A 16,368-nucleotide genomic window follows, 5' to 3' on the forward strand; every position below is an offset into this window, starting at 1 on the left:
TCTGCTGGTTAGAGAGTTACGTATTAGAAAGTATCAAAAAATATAAGTATTCTAGCGATCGCTCTTCTCTTAAAAACTTTTTGGTTTACTGATTATTAGGGACAGAGAAAGCGCTTTTGATTGGTCGTCGGGGGCGCTTTCTCCATATCTTTACTATAACACTTCCGTTATAAATAGCAATACTAAGTTGCTAATTTATAACGAAATCAATTATGATAAAAACTATAGTTTAATGGAGGCATGAGGAAAATGCATTGCCGCCTAGCTGTGCTTATGGCTGAAAAAAACCCAACACTGTCATTGGCTGAAGTTGCCCGAAGTTCCAACATTTCTTATCCAGCTGTTTATCGGCTGTTCACCAATGACTTTAAGCGGGTGGATACGGAAACGATTGAAAAGTTATGTGACTACTTCCGGTGTGACCTAGCGGATTTATTTGAGTTGAGGGAGGTAATAGATGTGAGTAGCTAATGCTGCTTCTCTCTCTTTACAATCACTGCCACAAAGTAGTGCATTTTTGAAGAAACTCTTTGTGTAATTGAATAAGTCCTGGGTATAAACTCAGGGATAGAGTTTTAGGATTAATTATCGAAGTGTAAATCCTTATGTTCCTCCCTGTGTTTCTTTAACCCAGTGATTGCTCCTACTGCAACATTTAAAATCCACTTTGCAATCGGCTTTAGAGAAATACTATTGAATAAAAAGGGGTGGAATGACGAAAAAGCCATCCTCTAGGCGCAAAAAAAGCATTTCCTCTGCGATAAGTGATTCAGAACTACCATTTAAAAGAGCAAACTCAGGTATTTCCTCCCAGGAAAATGTAGATTCAGCAGCTATAAGCCTTGAAGTTGTTGAAATAGAAGAATTAAGCAAGCAAGAAGAGAGCGATCGCAACCTGCTAGAGAGGAAAGTCGAACGGGCGTTTTTTGAGGCCGGTAAAGCGTTAATGGAATTGAGGGACAGAAGGCTTTACCGCTCCACGCACAAAACTTTTGAAGATTATTGCCGCGATCGCTTTGGGCATAGTCGCCAAAAGTCAAATTATTTGATTGCAGCAGCTGATGTCTACGAGAATTTGACAACAATTTGTTGTCAAAATTTTGGGATTGATGATTTGACAACAAATAGTTCCCAAATCCTGCCGACTAGCGAAGGACAAGTTCGCCCCATGACTAAGTTAGAACCGCAGGAACAGTGGGAGGTGTGGCAAACTGCGGTTGAAGTCGCAGGTGGAAAAGTACCATCAGGTCGTGTTGTCAAAGACGTGATAGAGCGGATAATGGAACGCACTAAAGCCCCAAATCCTTACTGTGTCGGAGAAGTGTGTCAAATCATTGCTAAGGATAATCCTGATTTACGAGGAAAAGGTGGGAATTGGTGCATTGTCAACCATGTAGGCGAATTCAGTTGCACAGTCACAATGTGGGATGGAGAATACACCGTAAGAATCGACCATCTCAAGCCACTAAATTACTTGGAGTCGGAATGTGAGCAGATGCAGCTCCTTTGCGATCGCATCAATAGCCTACGAGAAAATGAGAACTTGGAAGAGGCAGCCCGTGCTGTACTGAAGCACTTGGGGGAACTGAAGCGACCGTATTTGACGGCTGTGGAGGAGAAACTGTTGGGTTTGATTGAGCAGGAATATGGGATTATAGATTAACCGATGATGAATGTTTCAAGTGATTTAACTAAACAAATGTTATGTAGTGCAATTACTTATGAGAACACTTTCACATCATTTTTTGACAATGGCTTACAACAACGCTTGGGCTAATTATCGTTTGTTAAAAGCTTGTAGTTGTTTGAGCCAAGCAAAGTTTGTTGCAACAAGAACAAGTTTCTTTCCTTCAATTAAAGCGACACTGAATCATGTATTGACTGTAGATTGGTACTATATTGATGCTTTGGAGCGCAGCATTAATAACAGACAGCCAAATAGCGAAGCCGAGAAATTTTTTGAGCCAGAAGAGCCTTTTGAGATATGTACAAAGTTACAACAAGCACAATATGAAGCTGACAAGCGTTTAATTGGAGTCACTAAATATCTAACAGATGCAATAATTGATAATCCAGTTGCCATCCCTCGACGCAGTGGGATTCATACCGAACAAACTTCACGACTTCTTGCCCACCTTTTTCAGCATCAGATTCATCATCGTGGGCAGGTACATGCGATGCTAGCCGGAACGCAAGTAAAACCACCACAACTTGATGAGTTCTTTTGTGCCAATGAAGCAGCTTTGCGAGAAGAGGACTTAAGAGAGCTTGGTTTTTCCGAACAAGAAATTTGGGAAAGCAGATGACCCTATGCCAAATCCTAGCCAAGGATAATTCTGAACTCAAGGGGAAAGGCGGCTGTTGGGACATCGTTAATCAGGTGAATGATTTTAGTTGCACTGTCAAAAGCTGGGATGGCGAGTACTCCGTTGGTTTGCAACACCTGAAGTCCTTCAACTATCTGCCCCAGGAGTGTCAGCAGGTTCGGGAGATTAGCGATGGCGCAAGCGCCCAGCGTAGCTGATCGCATCAATCGGGTGTATTCGGGTGGGCTGGAGGAATCGGTGCAGAGGTTTTTGGAGTCGCTAGGAAAGCTGAACCGTGCTTATTTGACCGATTTGGAAGGGAAAGTGCTGAATTTGTTGGAGTTTGAATATAAAAAAAGATCCCCCTCTCACTGACTTGTACACACACGATCTGCATCGAACAAGCCATCATTTGTGGTACGGTTTGGTGGTTAAAGCTAAACAACTGTTGGCGCAGCAAATAGAGATACTGCTGAACATACTGATGCTGTTTTAGAGCTATGAGCATGGTAGTAGCTAAAGTTAACTGATAAAAATAGGTGAGCTATTCCATTGCTTTTTATAAAAAGTTATGAGTTTTTATATGAGCTTTTATATGAGCTTTTGAAATGATTTTAATAAAAATTGTGTAACAATAATTTAAAAGCTACCTGAGATTCGTTATAAATTCCGTTAACATACAATGGGCGGAAATCTATTTTACTTATCAACTATCATTAATTGTACCAAAATTTGATTTCTAAATTTAATAAATACATATAAACATGTTTTAAAAAAATAATAAAGTCAATAGAAATTAACTACGAGTTAACTCTACTAAAATTACAGTTTAATTAGTAAACAAACAATTAAGAAAGCTCAATGGAACTTAAAATCCAATTCAATCCTTGTTATTCTGTTCAAACTATAGAAGCAGACAATATCTTTTTTTTGTCAGAAAGAGAAAAAGTCTGGTTAAACGATCATCTTTCTCGTACTTTAGCTACTTTCATTGATGGCGATCGCAATATTGACGAAATTATTGATACCATTCAACAGTCGCTACTGCAAGCTCCAAAATCTTTACAGTCAGCTACCACCTTCTTTCAAGAAGCTCTCAATGTGAGTATTAAAGCCCAATATGCTTTATTAAAAATGCAACAAAAGGGCTATATTGTTGAAGAAGATAACTCTCTCCCATCGCACTTAGACATATTCTGCCGTCATCTCAATATTTCTCCCACAGTAGCCCATCAAAGATTGCAATCGACTAAAGTAGCAGTCAAAACATTAGGTTTGGTTGCTGCTGAAGACTTAATTGCTGTGCTTGAGTCTCTCCAAATTCAAGTAGCAGACGAAGGTGATTTGACAGTAGTTTTAACCGATGATTATCTCAATCTTGAGCTAGATAAGTTCAATCAACAAGCCTTAAAATCCCAGTCTCCTTGGATACTGGTTAAGCCATTAGGGACAATAGTCTGGATTGGTCCTTTATTTGAGCCTCAGAAAACAGGTTGTTGGAACTGTTTAGCCCAGCGTTTGCGAGATAATAGACCGATTGAAGGGTTTATTCAGAGACAGAAGCAAATATCTTCCCATTTAGCTACTCCTTTAGGATTTTTGCCATCTACAGTACAAACCGCTTTAGGAATGGTAGCCACAGAGGTGTTTAAGTGGATTGTCCAAGGAGAAAATCAACAATTAGAAAGCAATTTGATTGTTTACGATGCGATCGCACTGCAAACTCAAAATCATAGCTGGGTGAAGCGTCCTCAATGTTCTAGCTGTGGAGAGATGGTAAATGGGTTAACCAACAACCCCCTACCTGTTGTTTTAGAACACCGCCAGAAAACCTTTACCGTCGATGGAGGACACCGTATTTGTTCGCCACAAGAAACTCTCAGGAAATATCAACATCATATCAGCCCCATTACTGGGGTTGTGCGAGAACTAAATAAAATTCCTGGGAATGGATTAACTCATAATTACATTGCCAAACATCATTTTCTCAGTGTTTTCGACGATTGCGCTAGTTTGCGCCAAAATTTGGGGGGTAGAAGTGCGGGGAAAGGTAGGACTGACTCTCAAGCGATGGCTAGTGGTTTTTGCGAAGCAATTGAGCGATATTCTGGGGTGTTTCAAGGGTATGAAATTCGAGAAAAAGCCAGTTACCAACAAATGGGGGACAAGGCGATCCATCCCAATGTTTGTATGAACTTCAGCCAACAGCAATATCAAAATAGAGAGCAATGGAATGTTGAGTGTCAAGGCTGGTTTCAAAAAGTCCCTGAACCTTTTGATGAACAAAGAGAAATTGACTGGACTCCTGTTTGGTCTTTAACCCATCAGGAATTTAAGTATCTGCCAACGGCTTACTGTTATTATGGCTATCAACCGGACTATAAACCTGACTGTTGGGCTGATTCTAATGGATGTGCGGCGGGTAATACTATTGAAGAAGCAATTCTGCAAGGGTTTATGGAGTTAGTAGAGCGGGATGCTGTCGCCTTATGGTGGTATAACTCTCTGCAAAAGCCGCAAGTGGATTTAGATAGTTTCGACGAGCCTTATTTTCAAAGCCTGAAGCAATATTATCAAACTATTAATCGGGAACTTTGGGTTTTAGATATTACCAGCGATCTGAATATTCCAGTTTTTGCTGCTGTTACTCGAAGAAGCGATCGCGAAGTAGAAGATATTGTTTTGGGTTATGGCGCTCATTTCGATGCCAAGATTGCTATTAGTCGAGCCTTGACTGAAGTTAACCAAATTTTACCTAACGTTTTATTTGCCAAAGCTGATGGAAGTACTCAATATCCTCCATCAGCAGATGGCTTGGCGGTAGATTGGTGGAAAACCGCAACTTTAAGCGAGCAACCTTATTTAGTTCCAAGCCATAGAATTGCTGCTAAAGTCAGTGGCGATTATCGCGAAGTTGCAAGTGACGATTTACTCGAAGATGTCAAGCTTTGTCAACAAATCGTTGAGAACAATGGTTTAGAAATGCTGGTTTTAGATCAGACTCGTCGCGATATTGGACTGAGAGTTGCCAAAGTCATCGTTCCGGGAATGCGCCATATGTGGAAAAGGTTAGCACCCGGACGGCTTTATGAAATTCCGGTGAAAATGGGTTGGTTGCAAGAACCACTGACACAAGAGCAACTCAACTCTTTTCCCATGTGGATGTGAGGTTCTCCTTACTGAATGATGTCATTTTTCATGAGTTTTTCTATGAGTTTTGGAATGAATTTTATGAGTTTCACAGCTAAGAGAAAAACTAATATCAAAGGTAGTTCACTGCGATTGAAGCTCACGTTCCGCACCCTCAAGTGTGACAAACTGAAGGAAAGAAAAAAAGCTTTATAACCGCACCTTAAGCTGACTTTTCACAGTTGCGATGAAGCAGAAACCCAAGTCGTGAGTCTTGGGAATCACCGTGGCTTTAGCCCGGTGAGGATGTCAACCAATACACATTTACTTACTGTAAGGAGTTCAAATTGACTACAGGTATTAGAGGTTGTGATAATCAATCAAATGCACACGTCTCTTTTGTGAACGCGGAAAATCCAGGCGATAGTAAAGTTGTGCCACCAAGAACATATCAGGAATCAGCATACGCATGGGTTTCACAACATAGAGATAAACCATTAAATGTTCAGACTGGACGAGGTAAATGTTCTCTTTGGGATGACGACTGGAAAATTAAGGCTGAATGGGATGATGGCCAGGGCGAGATGGTACTTGCTAAAGTTAAGAGGAGTCCTCAAGATTACAAAATGACAATTAATGAGATTGGCGATATCGTTCTTAGTGAACGTTGAGCAAAAATCAAACAAGTTTTTTCATTTTCTAGAAAAAATTAGAGCAAAGCGATTTTTAGAGACTAGTTTAAAAGTTAGTTTTTGTATATAAATTATTTTACATACTTCCAAAAATTAACTTTTCTGTTAACTTATTCTAAAAATCGCATTTCTAAGAAGTTCTAGAAATAATTTCTTTGCATCCTCTCAAAGTAAACCTCAATTTTTTCTAATTTTAAGGAGAAACCATGATTAAGCGTGGAATTAAATTCGTTATTTCATTTTTTTTAATTTGCGTCATTCTTTTGAATTTTCCTTCTAACGCCCTAGCTAATATGGATGATTGGAGAATTTCAAACGCGGTAGAAAATAACACTGGAAATTGGGTCTATTATGTATACAATGGAGCTAATGCTCTTTTTGCAAGTTATCATATGAGTAGAAATGCGGATAACCGATCCCGCGATCATATGGCAACATTTGTCAATGGTATAACATACTACTATTTTGGAAATACAGGTACCTTTAATATACCGAACCTACCAGCTAACATTGCACAAACACTTGTAAATGCATGGCGGGATTATTACAATGTAAGGTAGTGGTGAATTACCACATACCAACCGCTTAGGTGGTACGGTATGGGCTTCCCAATTCACAGGGAGTTGCCTCCAAGACAGTAGACTTTCGTCCATTTTGAACCATCTGATGTAACAGCGAAATCAATCAGCCCCAAGTCTACACCTATTGCTTTTCTATCACTTGAGACGTAAGTCTGGCACATCGTAACAAAAGACTGATTCCAAATCCAACGCACATACCCAAATGCTTGAGCTAGGTGCTGTTTTTGAGATTGGGTTAGGCTATTTCACCGCTTATTTGATAAAAATAGGGCTTACGCAACTGACACAAAAAACTGTAGGCTGTGTAAAGCTACGAAAAAATTTCAGCGTAGTAATCAGACTTGTAGCGTTACGCACCAACTCCCAATTCCGAGCCAGATTGATTACAGATGATGCTAAACGGATATTCGATTATTGATGCTGATTGCCACGTAATTGAACCTCCCAGTATGTGGGCTGAGTATCTCGAACCAGAATTTAAACAGTTTGCTCCCTCAGCAGACATGAAAATTAAAGGGGAAGACATTGTAAAAAAAGTCTCTAGGCAAGTTCGTGCTGTAGGAAATAAGCAGATGATGCAAGCTCATCCCAATGCTTATTTCCAAGGCTACAATGTCGAGTCTCACGTTCAAGAGATGGTGCTGATGGGGATCGATCTGGCATTCCTTTATCCAACTTATGGATTGTGGCTTTGGGCGATCGATACTATGCAACCAGAAGTTGCTGGCGCTTTTACCCGTGCTTACAACAATTGGTTAAAAGACTTTTGCAGTTACAATCCAGATAGATTGAAGGGGGTAGGAGCAATTAATCTGCACGCACCAGAGTCAATGGTGGATGAATTGCATAGAATTGTCGATTTTGGCTGGAAAGGTGTGTTTTTACGCCCTAATCCCGTCAAAGGAAGACTGTTGAGCGATTCCGCTTACGAGCCTTTTTGGACAGAATGCGATCAACTAGAAATAGCAGTAGGCATTCATGAAGGGACTCACAGTCGTTTGCCAACTACTGGAACAGAAAGGTTTAACACTCGTTTTGCTACCCACGCTTGCTCTCATCCGATGGAACAGATGATGGCTTTATTAGCCTTGATTGAAGGAGGGGTTTTAGAACGTCATCCAAAATTGAAAGTGGCTTTTCTGGAGTCCGGTTGTGGCTGGCTTCCTTACTGGCTATGGCGACTAGATGAAGAGTATGAAAATTTAGCTTGTGAGGATACAATTCATGATAATGTTAAAATCAAGCCATCAGAGTATTTTCGTCGCCAGTGCTTTATTGCCATAGAGCCTTCAGAACCATTACTAGCTCAGGTGATTGAATATATTGGCGCAGACAATTTAATCTTTGGTTCGGACTATCCCCATATGGATCACAAGCCGAACATCGTTGCAGACATGGTAAAGCTTGAGGAAAAATTATCGAAAGAAACTGTGCAAAAGATTCTTTGGGATAATCCTTGTCGTTTTTACAATTTGTCTTGAAATTTATTATCATAATCTTACAAAGAGGAAAAAATCATGTTTGGAACTAGAGATTTATTGATTAAAAGTGAAGCGCTAAATGAAGTAGTAGATCAATTTTTAGAATCCTCTGTAAACGATTTTTTTGAGGAAGCTAAAGAAGAAAGAAGTCTTGAGAAAGAAGAAGCATACAGAAAATTATTAAAAAAGACATTTCAAAAAGCTCCTCCAACCTTTTTTCTACTACGACTTTATCAACAAGCTAAACAAATTTCTCAAATTATTGCCTACATATGGCGTAATGTTGGAGAACCAGAAAATCCAAATTTAAATACTGCAAAAGAATTACAGAAATTTTTTGTCCGCCCTACTGAAAAAGATACTGAGGTTGGTGAAAACTTGAAAAAGTTATTGGGAGCCGATCCTACCAAAGAGGAAAGTGCAGAAGCCAAGTTACTTCGTGAGGTCTTTAAAAATCAATCTAACGAAGATTTGATTTTTCCTATATTTAATGAATTGGAACTAGGAAGAGATCCAGAACATCCGGATTTGGGCTACTTGCTGGAAGTCAATGTCAATGACTTTTTCGGAATGCTAGAGGATGTAGATCGAAATAGTCCTAGCCTTTTTAAATTTGTCATTCCCTATCCTCCACGTCCACAACTTAGCGAAGCTACGGTTACTTCTTCTGAATTGGAAGAGTGGATTGTGAATAAGGATAAAAATAAATTCTTTGCGGATAACCCTTATATCCCTACAACTTGTTCTTAATTAAAATAAGCAAGATAAGCAAAGTCTTACAGACTTAAACATCTTAATCTTATGAAAGCATAAATTGCTAAAGACTCCACCCATGCCGAAAACAAGGGTGGTTCTTTTCTTCATTGGTGCTATCCAAATCTTATAGAAAAAAATATGACTATTAAAGACCCTCAAAAGCTTTTACCAATTCAAATTCGAGACAATTGGGAAATGTCAGATGTAGTGCTGGAAATACCCCCTCATGGTATTCCTTTACACTCAAAAAGTGTAGAGAGACTCGTGGCAGCAGTAAAATCTGGAAAAAAAGTAGTTGCTTTCAGACCTTCCCTACCTGTTTCATCAGAATTAGGCTTACCTGCATATCCGACCTTAGCCTATTTGTATCCCCAAGAGTTAAGTAATATCTGGAGTCAGTTATTACAAGAATTTGAAAGTAAAAATCAGGTAATTTTTGGCATTCAAACACCCTTGACTATTATTTCACAGACCGAACTTGACGAACAGTTACATTACTTTGCGGACTATTATGGCACGGCTGTAAAACCTTCTTATGTTAGGGCAATTGTCGGAAATACCTGCAATCTTAAATGCGTGATGTGTCCATATCATAGTTCTTTGCTCAAGCCAACACATACAACAGATTTCTTCACAGGTAATAATGCAATGTCCTGGGAGATGATGGAAAAACTAGCACAAGAATGTGGGGAACAGGGAATTACGATCTTAATTGGCAGTGTGGAGGAGCCATTGCTTCACCCTAAGATTATAGATTTTGTCCGACTTTGTAGACAACAAGGAGTTCCCAAAGTTCATATAACTACCAACGGTCAACTGCTAGATGAAAGTCGAGCCATCGCATTATTGCAAGCAGGTTTAACCAGTATTGATATTAGCATCGATGCTGCTGAACCCGATACTTACTTAAGAGTTAGGGGTGCTAATCTCAACCGAGTCGAATCTAATGTTATCAATTTTTTGCGAGTGCGCGATCGCTTGAGAATTCCCTGTGAGGTGAGGACATCATTTGTCAGAAATCAATATGTGACTATCGAAGAAGAAGAAAAATTTCGAGAACGTTGGCTGGCAAAAGCAGATAGTGTTTTTGTTTTGAACTTAGCTGAATACAAAAAAACTAATATACGTCTTAGCAAGATTAACGACGCTCTGCAAGATTCGCTCAAACATTATATTCAAAAAGCGCAAGGGAGATGGGCTTGTCTGTTTCCCTTTATAGAAATGGCTGTTTTGCCTAACGGCAGAATATACTACTGCATTGAAACCTTATTTAGACTTGGTTTTGATAAGGATATTGCTAGTTTGGGAGATTACAATCAACAAACTCTGCAAGATATTTGGAGTGGAAATTTATTTAATCAACTTAGACGCGATTTAATGCTTAATCAGTTAGATAATAGGTTGGCTTGTAAAAACTGCGACATGTGGAAATCACAGGTTATTAGCAGAGCTATTAAAAATAGGCTTCAAGTTACCACCACTATGATAACTGAGATTTATCAGAGAACTGACTCCAAGGTAAAAACATAAAATTAAAAAATTTTCAGGCGCTTCAGAATTGAGAAGGAAAGATAACAAAAATTGTACTTAATAAGAATTTACTTACGAACACTATGAAAGACTATCAGATTATTCAAAAAATCTATGAAAGTGCTAATTCATTAGTCTATCGAGCCATTCTAAAGCCTGATAATCAACCCGTTATTTTAAAGATTCTCAAGGAAAACTACCCAACTCCCTCAGAACTAACTCGATACAAGCAGGAATATGAAGTCACCCGCTCCTTAAATGCCGATGGAGTTATTAAAGCGTACAATTTGCAGCGGTATGAAAATAGTCTAGTCATTTTTTTAGAAGACTTTGGTGGTGAATCTTTAAAATTATTAATACCCGAACGCCAATTTACTCTCAAAGAATTTCTCTTTATTGCCATCAAAACAACTGAGAGTTTGGCGGCTATTCACGCTGCCAATATTATCCACAAAGACATTAATCCCTCTAATATTATTTATAATTCAGAAACCGAACAACTTAAAGTCATCGATTTTGGTATTTCCACCTGTTTATCACGAGAAAACCAGACAGTTAGTAATATTGAGCGCCTAGAAGGAACTTTAGCTTATATTGCTCCAGAGCAAACTGGAAGAATGAACCGAGGCATAGATTACCGCAGTGATTTTTATTCCTTGGGTGTTACCTTCTATGAATTGCTGACTAATCAACTACCTTTTACAACTACCGACTCTATAGAATTAGTTCACTGTCATATTGCACAACAACCTGTTCCCCCACATGAACTTGTAGAAACGTTAAATCTAACATCTCAACCAATACCTAAAGCCGTTTCAGACATTGTGATTAAATTGTTGGCAAAAACCCCAGAAAAACGATACCAAAGTGCTTGGGGAATCAAAGCTGACTTAGAAACCTGTCGTGATCGCTTACAGAGTTTAGGGCAAATTGACGAGTTTTGTTTAGCAACTCAGGATATTTGCGATCGCTTTGTCATTTCTGAAAAACTTTATGGTAGAGAAGAAGAAATCATACAACTATTAAATACTTTTAAGGGAGTCAGTCAAGGTAGCACTGAGATAATACTGGTTTGTGGTTATTCAGGAATTGGCAAATCTGCCTTGGTTAATGAAGTTCACAAACCGATACTACGTCAGCGAGGCTACTTTATTAAGGGAAAATTCGATCAGTTGCAGCAAGATATTCCTTATGCAGCGATCGCTTTAGCATTTCAAGACTTAACACGACAATTACTTACCGAATCTGAAGCAGCACTACAAACTAGGAAACAGGAACTTTTAGCAGCATTGAATCCTAATGCTCAGGTTATCATCGATATAATTCCTGAATTGGAGCAGATTATCGGCAAACAACCACCAGTTGAGCAATTAGGAGCAACTGAGGCTCAAAATCGATTTTATTTATTTTTTCAAAGATTTATTACTGTTTTCGCTCAAAAAGAACACCCCCTAGTTATCTTCCTTGACGATCTCCAGTGGGCAGATTTAGCATCTTTGAAGTTAATTGAGCTATTAATAACCGATGTTGACAGCCAATATCTATTGATAATCGGAGCCTACCGAGATAATGAAGTTGATGCTACTCATCCTTTGATGCAAACCTTAGAGCAAATTCAAAAAGAAGGTGGTAACATCAATAACATCTTGCTGCAACCATTAGAAATCCAATATATTAATCAATTAATTGCTGATACATTAAATTGCTCCACAGAAAAGTCAAAATCTTTAGCAAAGTTAGTAACTAATAAAACTCAAGGAAACCCTTTTTTCTTAACTCAATTACTCCAATATCTGCATAAAGAAAATATTTTGTCATTTGACCACAAGAAAAATTTTTGGTACTGGAATATTGAAGAAATAGAAAAAGTAGGAATAACTGATAATGTCGTTGACTTAACTATCAGCAAGATTACTAAACTGGATGAAAAAACTCAGAATATTTTGCAATTAGCAGCTTGTATTGGCAACCAATTTAATTTAGAAGTTCTTTCTGTAGTCAATAACAAATCTCAAATAATTACAGCTAGAGAACTTCAGCCAGCACTAGAGTCAGGTTTAATTTTACCTCTGAGTAATGACTATAAAATACCTCTGCTTTGGAATCAGGAAGAAATATCAAGAAATACTTCAGAAATTTCCAATGTTTTTATTCCCAAAGTTCCCAAATATATCCCCTACAAATTTTTGCACGATAGAGTTCAGCAAGCTGCCTATGCTTTAATTCCAGAAGCAGAAAAAAAAATAGCACATTTGCAAGTAGGTTTTCTTATTTTGAAAATGATAAAATTAAATGAGATAGAATCAAATATTTTTGATATTGTCAATCACTTAAATGAAGGAACTGAATTAATTATTGAACGCCCGGAAAGAGATAATTTAGCCAAATTAAATCTTCAAGCTGGTAAAAAAGCAAAGGCTTCAACCGCTTATCAGCTAGCTCTAAAATATTTAGAAACTAGTTTAAGATTATTAGCAAACAACAGTTGGAAAGAGCAGTATGAATTAACTTTAGAAATTTATGTAGAAACTTTAGAATTACTTCGCTTAAATACTCAATTTGAGCGAGTTGATTACTTGTATAATATTTGTTTATCTCAAATTACAAATAGTATTGATAAAGTAAAAATATATGAAGTAAAAATTCTTTCTTGTTTTGCTGAATTTAAACCGCATGATGCGATAAGTATTGCATTTAAGTTTTTAACAGAACTAGGAATAGATATTCCTCAAGGAACTATTGAAATAGAAAATAAAATTAAACAAGAAGAGGGAGAGCTAGAACTATTTTTGCAAAATCAAAATATTGAGAAATTAGCTAATCTTCCTAGACTCAATGATCCATATAAACTGGCAGTGATATTCATATTACAAAGAATTATTTCTCCTTTGAATATTATGAATTCACCATTATTTCCCTGGGTCATATTAATCCAGCTTAATCTCTGTATAAAATATGGTAATCCCTCTCAAGCTCCTGCTATATATAGTTCTTATTTACTAATTCGATCCGGCTCAACGAGAGAGATTAATTTAGGATATAAGTTTGGCAAACTGTCTATAAAGTTGCTCGATCAATTAAATTCGACCGAATTAGAAGATTTAGTTGTCCACTTTTATTATGGATACGCATGGCATTGGAAAAATTTTCTCAGGGATAAAAGTGCGTATAAAAAAATCATAGATACGGTTCAAAAAGGGATAGTTAGAGGATGCAAGGAGTATACAAGTTATGTAATTATCACATATTTTTTAATAAAGTTTTTTGGAGGATATAATTTAGAAGATATCGTTTTTGATTATACAATATACATTAAGTCAATTGAAAAATTAAAAATAAAGTACTCAATTTATTACGCTAATATATGCAAAAAAAATATAATAAATTTGATAGATATTAATTCTAATTTTATTAATAGTATTAGTAATGATCCAAAAGAAGAAAACGACTGTTTGAATAAATGGCAGCAAGATAAGAGCGAATGGTTGTTGTTTATAGCTTATTTTTCAAAATTAATTTGTTCATATTTATTTAAAACATATGAATATGCTGTTACTTCAATAGTTGAAACTGAAAGATACATTAAATCTTATGCTGGATATTTAACTGTACCACAACACAAATTCTACTCTTCTCTTTCCTTTCTTGCTCACTATCATAGTTTCAACCTAGAGCAACAAAAACAAATCTTAGAAAAAGTAGAAAATAATCAACAGAATATGAAAGTATGGGCGGGTCATTGCCCCGCCAATTTTCAAAATAAATACGATTTAGTAGAAGCAGAGAAAGCGCGAGTATTAGAACAAAATTGGCAAGCCCAAGAACTTTATGAAAAAGCAATTCAAGGTGCTAAAAAATCTGAATTTATTCACGAAGAAGCCATAGGTTATGAACGCGCAGCAGAATTTTATATCTCTCTCGGTAGAGAAGAAATAGGACGACTATACCTGAAAAATGCCCATCATTGTTATAGTTGCTGGGGTGCAAAAGCCAAAGTTAAAGCCCTAGAATCGGAGTACCCACAGTTTCTAATGGATATAAACAACCGAAAAGAAGACCAAAGCATTAATACAACTGAATCTACTAGTAGTACAAATCCCCACGTACTCGATCTGATGACAGTTACCAAAGCCTCTCAAGTATTAGCTAGCGAAATAAAACTAGACCAACTGCTGGCTAAGTTAATGAAAACTGTAATTGAAAATGGAGGTGCCCAAAAAGGCTTTCTGATACTGGAAAAAGATAGTAAATGGGTAATCGAAGCTGAAGGGACAGTAGATTTTGATGAGGTTACTCTACTGCGATCGCTTCCCATTGACTCTGTAGATGGCGACAAGCAGACACTTATCCTACCAGTTGCGATCGTGAACTATGTTGTCCGTACTCAAGAAAATGTAGTTCTTAATAACGCAACCGTTGAAGAACACTTTATCCGCGATCCCTACATCGTCGCCACTCAACCAAAATCGATTCTCTGTACTCCTTTGTTAAATCAAGGCAAACTAAGCGGTATTCTATATCTAGAAAACAATTTAACTACAGATGCATTTACCAGCGATCGCATTGAAGTTTTAAGAATTCTTTCTGCTCAAGCTGCTATCTCCATTGAAAATGCCCGTCTCTACGGACAGTTAGAAGATTATAACCGAAATCTAGAGCTGAGAGTAGAAGAGCGCACTCAAGAACTCTCACAAACCCTAGAAATTCTCAAAGCCACCCAAGCCGAACTGCTGTTTGAAAACGAGTTACTCAAAAGTGGCGAACAACCCTCTACCTTTGACTATCAAGTGGGAGGAAGTTTGCCGATGGATGCTCCTACTTATGTTGTGCGTTCAGCAGACCGTTATCTCTATAAGGCGTTGAAGCGCGGGGAATTTTGTTACATTCTCAATCCTCGGCAGATGGGCAAGTCAAGTCTGATGGTACGCATGATACACCATCTCCAGCATGAGGGATTTAGCTGCGGGGCGATCGATCTGACCCGTATTGGTAGCGAAAACGTCACGCCTGACCAATGGTACAAAGGCTTAACAGTAGAGCTATGGCGAAGTTTTGGTTTATTAAGAAAGGTTAATCTAAAAACTTGGTGGCAAGAGCAAGGAGATATTTCTCCAGTTCAGAGGTTGAGTCAATTTATTGAAGAAGTTTTGCTAGTTGAAGTTGCTCAAGGAAATGATACTATATCTAAAAAGTTGATAATTTTTATCGATGAAATTGATAGCTTCTTAAGTTTAAAATTCCCAGTTAATGACTTTTTTGCGCTAATTCGCTCTTGCTATAATCAGCGTAGTATTAATCCAGAGTATCGACGTTTAACCTTTGCTCTTTTTGGAGTAGCTACCCCTGGTGACTTAATTACTGACCACCAAAGAACGCCTTTTAACATCGGTCAGACCATTCAATTGGAAGGGTTTAAAGAGCATGAAGCGCAACCTCTACTTCAAGGATTGACCGAGAACGTGAGCAATCCTCAAACAGTTTTAAAAGAAGTGTTAGTCTGGACTAATGGCCAGCCCTTTTTGACTCAAAAGCTCTGTAAAGTCATCCGCAATTCTTCATCTCCTATTCCTACCAACAGAGAAGCCGAATGGATTGAAAGTTTAGTGCGAACTCAGGTAATAGAGAATTGGGAATCACAGGATGAACCAGAGCATTTAAGAACCATTCGCGATCGCCTTCTCAAAAGTAAACAATCCGTTCGGCTACTAGAACTCTACCGGCAAATTTTGCATCAAGGAGAGATTATTGCAGTTGATAGTTCAGAGGAAAGAGAATTGCTTTTGTCAGGGCTAGTAGTCAAGCAACAGGGAAAATTGAGAGTTCAGAACCGTATTTATGAATCTATCTTTGTTTGATTTACGAAAACTTTTGTTTAATCTAGAAAGTGAAAGAA

The 16,368-nt window shown here is 37.8% G+C and carries 12 protein-coding genes and 1 pseudogene; 11 read left to right on the top strand and 2 right to left on the bottom strand.

Annotated features, from left to right (window positions below):
* The first annotated feature begins 249 nt into the window (after positions 1–249).
* The 4 genes from V7L01_RS01835 to V7L01_RS01850 all read left to right on the top strand — a co-directional run bounded on the left by V7L01_RS01835 (position 250) and on the right by V7L01_RS01850 (position 2,524).
* The gene (locus V7L01_RS01835; protein ID WP_258169732.1) at positions 250–471 is read left to right on the top strand and encodes a helix-turn-helix domain-containing protein; all 222 of its coding nucleotides are present in this window, start codon (positions 250–252) and stop codon (positions 469–471) included.
* Between the two features lie 241 nt (positions 472–712).
* On the top strand, positions 713–1,663 hold the full coding sequence (locus V7L01_RS01840) for a hypothetical protein (RefSeq protein WP_335031382.1): 951 nt from the start codon (positions 713–715) through the stop codon (positions 1,661–1,663).
* Positions 1,664–1,721: 58 nt separating this feature from the next.
* Positions 1,722–2,306, top strand: a complete 585-nt coding sequence (locus V7L01_RS01845; protein WP_335031384.1) for a DinB family protein — start codon at positions 1,722–1,724, stop codon at positions 2,304–2,306.
* A complete protein-coding gene (locus tag V7L01_RS01850) occupies positions 2,303–2,524 on the top strand; it encodes a hypothetical protein (protein ID WP_335031386.1) in 222 nt (73 codons plus the stop codon). The genes V7L01_RS01845 and V7L01_RS01850 overlap by 4 nt, the downstream gene beginning before the upstream one ends.
* A gap of 5 nt (positions 2,525–2,529) precedes the next feature.
* Here V7L01_RS01850 and V7L01_RS01855 read toward each other — a convergent pair whose 3' ends face one another.
* A complete protein-coding gene (locus V7L01_RS01855; protein ID WP_335031388.1) occupies positions 2,530–2,814 on the bottom strand; it encodes a hypothetical protein in 285 nt (94 codons plus the stop codon).
* 353 nt (positions 2,815–3,167) lie between these two features.
* Between V7L01_RS01855 and V7L01_RS01860 the strand changes: the two genes are divergently transcribed.
* From V7L01_RS01860 to V7L01_RS01870, 3 genes are all read left to right on the top strand, one after another.
* Complete coding sequence (locus V7L01_RS01860) at positions 3,168–5,474, top strand: TOMM precursor leader peptide-binding protein (RefSeq protein ID WP_335031390.1); 2,307 nt, start codon at positions 3,168–3,170, stop codon at positions 5,472–5,474.
* A 308-nt stretch (positions 5,475–5,782) separates the two neighbouring features.
* Positions 5,783–6,106: a hypothetical protein gene (locus V7L01_RS01865; RefSeq protein ID WP_335031392.1), complete on the top strand. Its 324-nt coding sequence runs from the start codon at positions 5,783–5,785 to the stop codon at positions 6,104–6,106.
* A gap of 227 nt (positions 6,107–6,333) precedes the next feature.
* Positions 6,334–6,687: a hypothetical protein gene (locus V7L01_RS01870; protein WP_335031394.1), complete on the top strand. Its 354-nt coding sequence runs from the start codon at positions 6,334–6,336 to the stop codon at positions 6,685–6,687.
* A gap of 53 nt (positions 6,688–6,740) precedes the next feature.
* Here the strand turns inward: V7L01_RS01870 and V7L01_RS35295 are convergent.
* Positions 6,741–6,938 (bottom strand): annotated as a pseudogene (locus V7L01_RS35295) (helix-turn-helix domain-containing protein); the annotation flags it as partial.
* Between the two features lie 159 nt (positions 6,939–7,097).
* Here V7L01_RS35295 and V7L01_RS01875 point away from each other — a divergent pair.
* The 4 genes from V7L01_RS01875 (at position 7,098) to V7L01_RS01890 (ending at position 16,330) form a co-directional block, all read left to right on the top strand.
* Complete coding sequence (locus tag V7L01_RS01875) at positions 7,098–8,189, top strand: amidohydrolase family protein (RefSeq protein WP_335031396.1); 1,092 nt, start codon at positions 7,098–7,100, stop codon at positions 8,187–8,189.
* A gap of 36 nt (positions 8,190–8,225) precedes the next feature.
* Positions 8,226–8,939, top strand: coding sequence for a hypothetical protein (locus V7L01_RS01880; RefSeq protein WP_335031398.1), 714 nt, complete (start codon positions 8,226–8,228; stop codon positions 8,937–8,939).
* Positions 8,940–9,083: 144 nt separating this feature from the next.
* Positions 9,084–10,475: a radical SAM/SPASM domain-containing protein gene (locus V7L01_RS01885; protein WP_335031399.1), complete on the top strand. Its 1,392-nt coding sequence runs from the start codon at positions 9,084–9,086 to the stop codon at positions 10,473–10,475.
* An 83-nt stretch (positions 10,476–10,558) separates the two neighbouring features.
* Positions 10,559–16,330 (top strand): AAA family ATPase, encoded by a 5,772-nt coding sequence (locus tag V7L01_RS01890; RefSeq protein ID WP_335031401.1) that lies wholly within the window; start codon positions 10,559–10,561, stop codon positions 16,328–16,330.
* Positions 16,331–16,368: the final 38 nt, after the last annotated feature.

This window comes from Nostoc sp., assembly GCF_036917095.1.
Lineage (GTDB): Bacteria > Cyanobacteriota > Cyanobacteriia > Cyanobacteriales > Nostocaceae > Nostoc.